This is a genomic window from Kitasatospora sp. NPDC057512 (assembly GCF_042802135.1).
GTDB lineage: Bacteria > Actinomycetota > Actinomycetes > Streptomycetales > Streptomycetaceae > Kitasatospora.
In genome coordinates this window covers 2,788-10,473 of record NZ_JBHVET010000257.1, presented here as the reverse complement: position 1 = coordinate 10,473, position 7,686 = coordinate 2,788, and the positions used below count along the sequence as shown (strand labels likewise).

Annotated in this window: 4 protein-coding genes; 1 reads left to right on the top strand and 3 read right to left on the bottom strand. The window is 72.2% G+C overall.

Going from position 1 to position 7,686, the window contains the following annotated elements; all coding sequences use genetic code 11:
- Positions 1-16: 16 nt before the first annotated feature.
- On the bottom strand, positions 17-2,677 hold the full coding sequence (gene acnA, locus ACFU6K_RS18430; protein WP_380664243.1) for an aconitate hydratase AcnA: 2,661 nt from the start codon (positions 2,675-2,677) through the stop codon (positions 17-19).
- Between the two features lie 379 nt (positions 2,678-3,056).
- Here acnA and ACFU6K_RS18425 point away from each other — a divergent pair, with 379 nt between their 5' ends.
- The gene (locus ACFU6K_RS18425) at positions 3,057-3,590 is read left to right on the top strand and encodes a superoxide dismutase family protein (RefSeq protein WP_380664241.1); all 534 of its coding nucleotides are present in this window, start codon (positions 3,057-3,059) and stop codon (positions 3,588-3,590) included.
- Positions 3,591-3,704: 114 nt separating this feature from the next.
- On the opposite strand, the gene argF is transcribed toward ACFU6K_RS18425, so the two are convergent.
- Entirely contained in the window at positions 3,705-4,706 is a 1,002-nt protein-coding gene (gene argF / locus ACFU6K_RS18420) for an ornithine carbamoyltransferase (RefSeq protein ID WP_380664239.1), read from the bottom strand.
- Positions 4,707-4,841: 135 nt separating this feature from the next.
- Positions 4,842-7,541 carry a polynucleotide kinase-phosphatase gene (locus ACFU6K_RS18415; protein ID WP_380664237.1) on the bottom strand — a complete coding sequence of 900 codons (2,700 nt, stop codon included), beginning with the start codon at positions 7,539-7,541 and terminating at the stop codon, positions 4,842-4,844.
- Between the last annotated feature and the right edge of the window lie 145 nt (positions 7,542-7,686).

Sequence of the window (7,686 nt, the reverse complement as noted above, 5' to 3'; positions counted from 1 at the left end):
CCTCAGAGGCTCATGCTCAGCCGATCAGCGAGCGCAGCACGTACTGCAGGATGCCGCCGTTGCGGTAGTAGTCCGCCTCACCGGGGGTGTCGATGCGGACGACCGCGTCGAACTCCTTGCTGCTCCCGTCCGCGCCGACCGCCTTGACCTTGACGGTCTTCGGGGTGCGGCCCTCGTTGAGCTCGGTCACACCGGTGAAGGAGAAGGTCTCCTCGCCGGTCAGGCCGAGGGACTCGGCGTTCTCGCCCTCCGGGAACTGCAGCGGCAGGACGCCCATGCCGATCAGGTTCGAGCGGTGGATGCGCTCGTACGACTCGGCGATGACGGCCTTGACGCCCAGCAGCGCGGTGCCCTTGGCGGCCCAGTCGCGGGACGAGCCGGAGCCGTACTCCTTGCCGGCCAGGACGACCAGCGGGACGCCGGCGGCCTGGTAGTTCTGCGAGGCGTCGTAGATGAACGACACCGGCGCGTCGGCCTGGGTGAAGTCGCGGGTGTAGCCGCCCTCGGTGCCCGGCGCGATCTGGTTGCGCAGGCGGATGTTGGCGAAGGTGCCGCGGATCATCACCTCGTGGTTGCCACGACGGGAACCGTAGGAGTTGAAGTCGCGCTTCTCGACACCGTTGGCGGTCAGGTACTGCGCCGCCGGGGTGCCCGGCTTGATGTTGCCGGCCGGGGAGATGTGGTCGGTGGTGACCGAGTCGCCCAGCTTGGCCAGGACGCGGGCGCCGGCGATGTCGGTCACCGGGCTCGGGGTCTTGGCCATGCCCTCGAAGTACGGGGGCTTGCGGACGTAGGTGGACTCGGTGTCCCACTCGAAGGTGTTGCCGGTCGGGACCGGGAGCGACTGCCAGCGGTGGTCACCGGCGAAGACGTCCTGGTAGCCCTTGTCGAACATGGCCTCGTCGATGGAGCCGGCGACGGTGTCGGCGACCTCCTGCTCCGACGGCCAGATGTCGGCGAGGAACACGTCGTTGCCGTCGGCGTCCTGGCCCAGGGCGTCCTTGGTGATGTCGATGTTCATGTTGCCGGCGAGGGCGTAGGCGACCACCAGCGGCGGGGAGGCCAGGTAGTTCATCTTGACGTCCGGGTTGATCCGGCCCTCGAAGTTGCGGTTGCCGGAGAGCACCGAGACGACCGCGAGGTCGGCCTCGTTGACGGCGGCCGAGACCTCCTCGGGCAGCGGGCCCGAGTTGCCGATGCAGGTGACGCAGCCGTAGCCGACCAGGTTGAAGCCCAGCTTCTCCATGTACGGGAGCAGGCCGGCCTTCTCGTAGTAGTCCATGACGACCTTGGAGCCCGGCGCCAGGGTGGTCTTGACCCAGGGCTTGACGTGCAGGCCCTTCTCCACGGCCTTCTTCGCCAGCAGGGCGGCGCCCAGCATGACGGAGGGGTTGGAGGTGTTGGTGCAGGAGGTGATCGAGGCGATCACGACCGCGCCATTGTCGATCTCGTAGGACGAGCCGTCGGGGGCGGTGACGGCGGTCGGCTTCGAGGCCTCGGCGGAGTAGGTCGGCAGCGCCTCGGCGAACCGCTCGGCGGCCTCGGCCAGGATCACGCGGTCCTGCGGGCGCTTCGGGCCGGAGATCGACGGGACGACGGTGGAGACGTCCAGCTCGAGGTACTCGGAGTAGACCGGCTCGTGCGACGGGTTGTGCCAGAGACCCTGCTCCTTGGCGTACGCCTCGACCAGGGCGAGCTGCTGCTCGTCGCGGCCGGTGAGCTTCAGGTAGTTGATGGTCTCGGCGTCGATCGGGAAGATCGCGCAGGTCGAGCCGAACTCCGGCGACATGTTGCCGATGGTGGCGCGGTTGGCCAGCGGGATGGAGCCGATGCCGTCGCCGTAGAACTCGACGAACTTGCCGACCACACCGTGCTTGCGCAGCATCTCGGTGATGGTGAGCACCAGGTCGGTGGCGGTGGTGCCGGCCGGCAGCTCGCCGGTCAGCTTGAAGCCGACGACGCGCGGGATCAGCATGGAGACCGGCTGGCCGAGCATCGCGGCCTCGGCCTCGATGCCGCCGACGCCCCAGCCCAGCACGCCCAGGCCGTTGACCATGGTGGTGTGCGAGTCGGTGCCGACGCAGGTGTCCGGGTAGGCCTGGCCGCCGCGGACCATGACGGTGCGGGCCAGGTGCTCGATGTTCACCTGGTGGACGATGCCGGTGCCCGGCGGGACGACCTTGAACTCGTCGAAGGCGGTCTGGCCCCAGCGCAGGAACTGGTAGCGCTCCTTGTTGCGGCCGTACTCGATCTCGACGTTCTGGGTGAACGCGTCCTTGGTGCCGAACTTGTCGGCGATGACCGAGTGGTCGATGACCAGCTCGGCCGGGGCCAGCGGGTTGATCTTGGCCGGGTCGCCGCCCAGCTCCTTGACGGCCTCACGCATGGTGGCGAGGTCGACCACGCACGGCACACCGGTGAAGTCCTGCATGATCACGCGGGCCGGGGTGAACTGGATCTCCTGGCTCGGCTGGGCGTTCTCGTCCCAGTTGCCGAGGGCGCGGATGTGGTCGGCGGTGATGTTCGCGCCGTCCTCCGTGCGGAGCAGGTTCTCCAGCAGCACCTTGAGGCTGTACGGCAGCCGCTCGGAACCCTCGACGGCGGAGAGCTTGAAGATCTCGTACGACTCGTCGCCCACCTGCAGCGAGCTGCGGGCGTCGAAGCTGTTCGCGGACACGACTGACTCCTTCTGGGTGCTTCGTGCGGTATCCGGCCGTCACGCGGTGGTAAGGTCAGCCTTACTTAGGCTTGCCTTGCCCGCATCGCCGGCGAGCGCCTCTCGGCAAGTATCTTGATGTCGAGATATATCCTAGGCGGCAGTTATCTCGATGTCGAGATAAACCATAGTGCATGCCTCGGCACACCGATCGTCCGGGCCGCACCGCTCGCGCTCCGGCCCGTACAGCCGGACCGTACCGGCCACGACGGCGGCCGCCGTCAGCGGCACCACCACTAGCTCACCACCGGAACCGCCGGTCGGCGAGGGGGCGGTGTCCTCCGGGGGCGGGCGCCGTTAGCAGGGGGACCCGTCACCCCGCCCCCGGAAGGCCCGACCGATGACCGCTCCGCTCGCCGCCGCCCTGCTGCCGCTGGCCCTGCTCGCCCCCGCCGCCTCACCGGTCTCGGTCGTCGAGGCCGACTTCGACCCGGCCACCGCCTTCGTCCCCCCGGCGGCGATCAGCTACGCGAGCGACCTGGTGCCGTACGGCGCCCACGTCCGGATCGTCACCGACCGCTCGGTGCCCGGACGGACGGCGCTCACCCTGAAGGCCTCCGGGCTCGCCCCCGACCACGAGTTCCCCGCGCACCTGCACACCGGCCGCTGCGGGGCCGACCCGGCCTCCTCCGGGCCGCACTACCAGGACGAGGTCGACCCCGTGCAGCCGTCCACCGACCCGGCGTACGCCAACGAGCGCAACGAGCTGCGACTGGCGCTGCGCACCGACGGGCGGGGCCGGGGCAGCGCCACCACCGTGGTGGGCTGGCAGCCGCGACCGGGCGAGGCACGCTCACTGGTGCTGCACGCGGGCACCCCGGCCGGCCCGCACGCGGCGGGCGACCGGGTGGCCTGCGTCCGGCTGGACGGCTGAGGCGCGCGACCCCCGGGGCGGGCACTCGGGGGGCGGCGCTCGGGAACCGGTGCCTCAGGAACCGGCGCCCCAGGAACCGGTGCCTCAGCAATCGGTGCCTCGGGAACCGGCGCCTCAGGAGCCGAGGGTGGCGACCAGGACCGCCTTGATGGTGTGCAGCCGGTTCTCGGCCTGGTCGAACACGATGGAGTGGGCCGACTCGAACAGCTCGTCGGTGCACTCCAGCTCGGTCATACCGGTCGCCTCGTGCATCTGCCGCCCGACCGCCGTGCCGAGGTCGTGGAAGGCGGGCAGGCAGTGCAGGAACTTCACGTCCGGATTGCCGGTGGCCCGGACGGTGTCCATGGAGACCTGGTACGGCCTGAGCAGCTCGATCCGCTCGGCCCAGACCTCCTTGGGCTCGCCCATCGAGACCCAGACGTCGGTGTAGAGGAAGTCGGCGCCGGCCACGCCCTCGGCCACGTCCTCGGTCAGGGTGATCCGGGCGCCGGTCGTCCCGGCCAGGGCCTTCGCCGACTCCTGCACCTCCTCGGTCGGCCAGAGCGCGCGCGGGGCGACGATCCGGATGTCCATACCGAGCAGGGCGCCGGTGACCAGCAGCGAGTTGCCCATGTTGGAGCGGGCGTCGCCGAGGTAGGCGAGGGCGACCTCGGGGAGCGGCTTGGCGGTGTGCTCGGTGACGGTGAGCACGTCGGCCAGCATCTGGGTGGGGTGCCACTCGTCGGTCAGGCCGTTCCAGACCGGGACGCCGGCGTACTCGGCCAGCTCCTCGACGATCTCCTGGCCGTGACCTCGGTACTCGATGCCGTCGAACATCCGGCCGAGCACTCGGGCGGTGTCCTTGACGGACTCCTTGTGGCCGATCTGCGAGCCCGCCGGGTCCAGATAGGTGGTGGTGGCGCCCTGGTCGTGGGCGGCGACCTCGAAGGCGCAGCGGGTGCGGGTGGAGGTCTTCTCGAAGATCAGCGCGATGTTCTTGCCGCGCAGCCGGGGCTGCTCGGTGCCCGCGTACTTCGCCGCCTTGAGCGCGGCGGCGAGGTCCACCAGGAAGCGGAACTCCTGGGGCGTGAAGTCGAGCTCCTTGAGGAAGTGCCTGTTCCGGAGGTTGAAGGCCATGCCGGGCTCCTGGGGTGACGGGACTGACGGGCTGCGGAAAGCGGCAAGTCTATACGATACTCGGAATTTATATACGGAGGCCGGGCGGAGGAGGGCTCCGGAAGGCTTCGGCGCCCCTCGCCCGCCCGACCACCGTCACAGCCGCGGGTCGACCGGCTCCGACTCCAGCGCGAGCACCGCGAAGACCGGCTCGTGCACCCGCCACAGCGGCTCCCCCGCCGCCAGCCGGTCCAGCGCCTCCAGGCCCAGCGCGTACTCGCGCAGCGCCAGCGAGCGCTTGTGGCCCAGCGTGCGCAGGCGCAGCCGGTCGAGGTGCTCGGTGTAGTCCGGGCCGTAGACGATCCGCAGGTACTCCCGGCCGCGCACCTTCACCCCGGGCTGCACCAGGCCGCCCGGCCGGCCCCTGCCGCGCGCCGTGCGCACCGGCGAGACCAGCGGCTTGACCACCATGCCCTCGCCGCCCGCCTCGGTCAGCTCCTCCCACCAGGCGGTGGCGGCGGCCATCGAGGCCTCGTCCTCGGTGTCCACCAGGATCCGGCGGGTGCGCTGCAGCAGGGGCTCCTCGCGGCGCTCCGGCTCCTCCGTGCCGGCGGCCGTGGCGGTCCCGTCGGTCCCGTCGGTTCCGTCGGTCTCGTCGGTCTCGTCGGCGGCCGCCAGACGGTCGATCCAGGCCAGGTGCTCGTCGTGCGGGCGCACCGCGAGGTTCGCCCCCTCGGCCGCGAGCAGCTGGAACGGCGCGAGCCGGATGCCCGACAGGCCCTCGGTCGGCCAGCAGTAGCGCCGGTACGCCTCGGTGAACGCCCGCGCGTCGGCCGCGCGCTGCCGCTGGCGGTCGGCCAGCCGGGCCAGGTCCAGGCCGCGCCCGGCCGCCCGCTCCAACGCGGACAGCACCTCCGGCAGGGCGGCGCCCGCCGCCGCGCCGACCGCCGCGTACTGGCGGTGCAGCAGCTCCACCGCCTTCAGCGACCAGGGCATCAGCTCGGCGTCCAGCAGCAGCCAGTCGGAGGCCAGCTCCTCGAACAGTCCGGCGCGCTCGGCGGCCGCCCGGACCCGGTCGAGCACGGCGCCGGTCAGCTCCTCGTCGGAGAGGAAGGCACGGCCGGTCCGGGTCCAGATCGCGCCGGGGCCGGCCACGCCGAAGCGGCGTTCCAGCGCGGCCCCGTCCCGGGCGACCAGCAGCACCGCGCGCGAGCCCATGTGCTTCTCCTCGCAGACCAGGTGCCGCACGCCGTCCGCCCGGTAGCCGAGGAAGGCCTCCTCCGGGTGCTCCAGGTAGCCGTCCCGGCGGGACGTGGCGCTCGGTGCCATGGTCGGCGGCAGGTAGGCGAGCAGTCGAGGGTCCAGCGCGAAGCGGCTCATCACCTCCAGCGCGGCGGCCGCGTTCTCCTCCCGGACGGCCACCCGCCCGTGCAGCCCGGTCTCGACGGTCCGGCGCCCGGCCACGTCGCCGAGGTCCAGCGGACGGCCCTCGCGGGCGCCCGGCGCGTCGGTGATCAGCGGGCGCACCGGGGCGTACCACTCGCACTCGGCCTCGACGCCCACCAGCTCGCGCTCCGGGTAGCGCAGCGCGGTCAGGCTGCCGCCGAAGACGCAGCCGGTGTCCAGGCAGACGGTGTTGTTGACGAAGCTCGCGGCCGGCACCGGGGTGTGGCCGTAGACCACCAGCGCCCGGCCCCGGTACTCCTCCGCCCACGGGTAGCGCACCGGCAGGCCGTACTCGTCGGTCTCGCCGGTGGTCTCCCCGTACAGCGCGTGCGAGCGGACCCGGCCGGAGTTGCGGCCGTGGTACCTCTCCGGCAGGCCCGCGTGGCAGACCACCAGGGCGCCGCCGTCCAGCAGGTAGTGGCTGACCAGGCCGCGCATGAACGCGCGGACCTCGGCCCGGAACTCCTCGCTCTCCCCCGCCAGCTGGTCCAGCGACTCCTGGAGGCCGTAGGCGACGTTGACCTTCTTGCCGTCCATCGCCCGGCCGAGCTTGTTCTCGTGGTTGCCCGGCACGCAGAGCGCGTGGCCAGCCGCCACCATGCCCATCACCAGGCGCAGCACGCCCGGGGTGTCGGGGCCGCGGTCGACCAGGTCGCCGACGAAGACGGCGGTGCGGCCCGCCGGGTGCGCGGCGTCCACCGGACGGCCCTCGGCGTCCCGGGTCAGGGCGTAGCCGAGCCGGGTCAGCAGGGTCTCCAGCTCGGAGCGGCAGCCGTGGATGTCGCCGACGACGTCGAACGGGCCGGTGAGGTGGCGCAGGTCGTTGTAGCGCTTCTCCAGCTCGATCCCGGCGGCCGCCACCTCGGCCTCGCCGCGCAGGACGTGCACCCTGCGGAAGCCCTCGCGCTCCAGACCCCGGAGCGAGCGGCGCAGCTCCCGGTGCTGGCGGGGGATCACGTGGGCCGGCAGCTGACGGTCCGGGCGGGAGCGGTTGCGCTCGGCGCACACCCCCGGCGGGACGTCCAGGACGATCGCGATCGGCAGCACGTCGTGCTCGCGGGCGATCTCGACCAGCCGGCGGCGGGCCTCGGGCTGGACGTTGGTGGCGTCCACGACGGTCAGCCGGCCGGCCGCCAGGCGCTTGCCGACGATGTAGTGCAGGACGTCGAAGGCCTCGGCGGAGGCGGACTGGTCGTTCTCGTCGTCGGCGACCAGGCCGCGGCAGAAGTCGGAGGAGACCACCTGGGTGGGCAGGAAGTGGCGGCGGGCGAAGGTGGACTTGCCCGCGCCGCTGGTGCCGATCAGGACGACGAGGGAGACGTCGGTGACGGGGAGGCGGCGGGGGGCGGTGCTCTCCGCGCGGTCCTGGTCCCGGCTCTCGCCGGGGGTGTCGGTCGTGTCATCGGTCATCGGGGCTCGCCTCCTTCGGGCGTCGTGGTCGGGGCCGGTGTCGCGGTCGGGGCCGGCGCGGGGGTCGAGGTAGGCACGGGGGTCGGGGTGGGCGCGGGGGTCGGGGTGGGCGCGGGGGTCGGGGTGGGCGCGGGGGTCGGCGTCG

Coding starts and splice junctions, on each gene's coding strand:
- ACFU6K_RS18425 (WP_380664241.1), top strand. CDS start 3,057: ATGACCGCTCCGCTCGCCGCCGCCCTGCTGCCGCTGGCCCTGCTCGCC.
- argF (WP_380664239.1), bottom strand. CDS start 4,706: ATGGCCTTCAACCTCCGGAACAGGCACTTCCTCAAGGAGCTCGACTTC.
- ACFU6K_RS18415 (WP_380664237.1), bottom strand. CDS start 7,541: ATGACCGATGACACGACCGACACCCCCGGCGAGAGCCGGGACCAGGAC.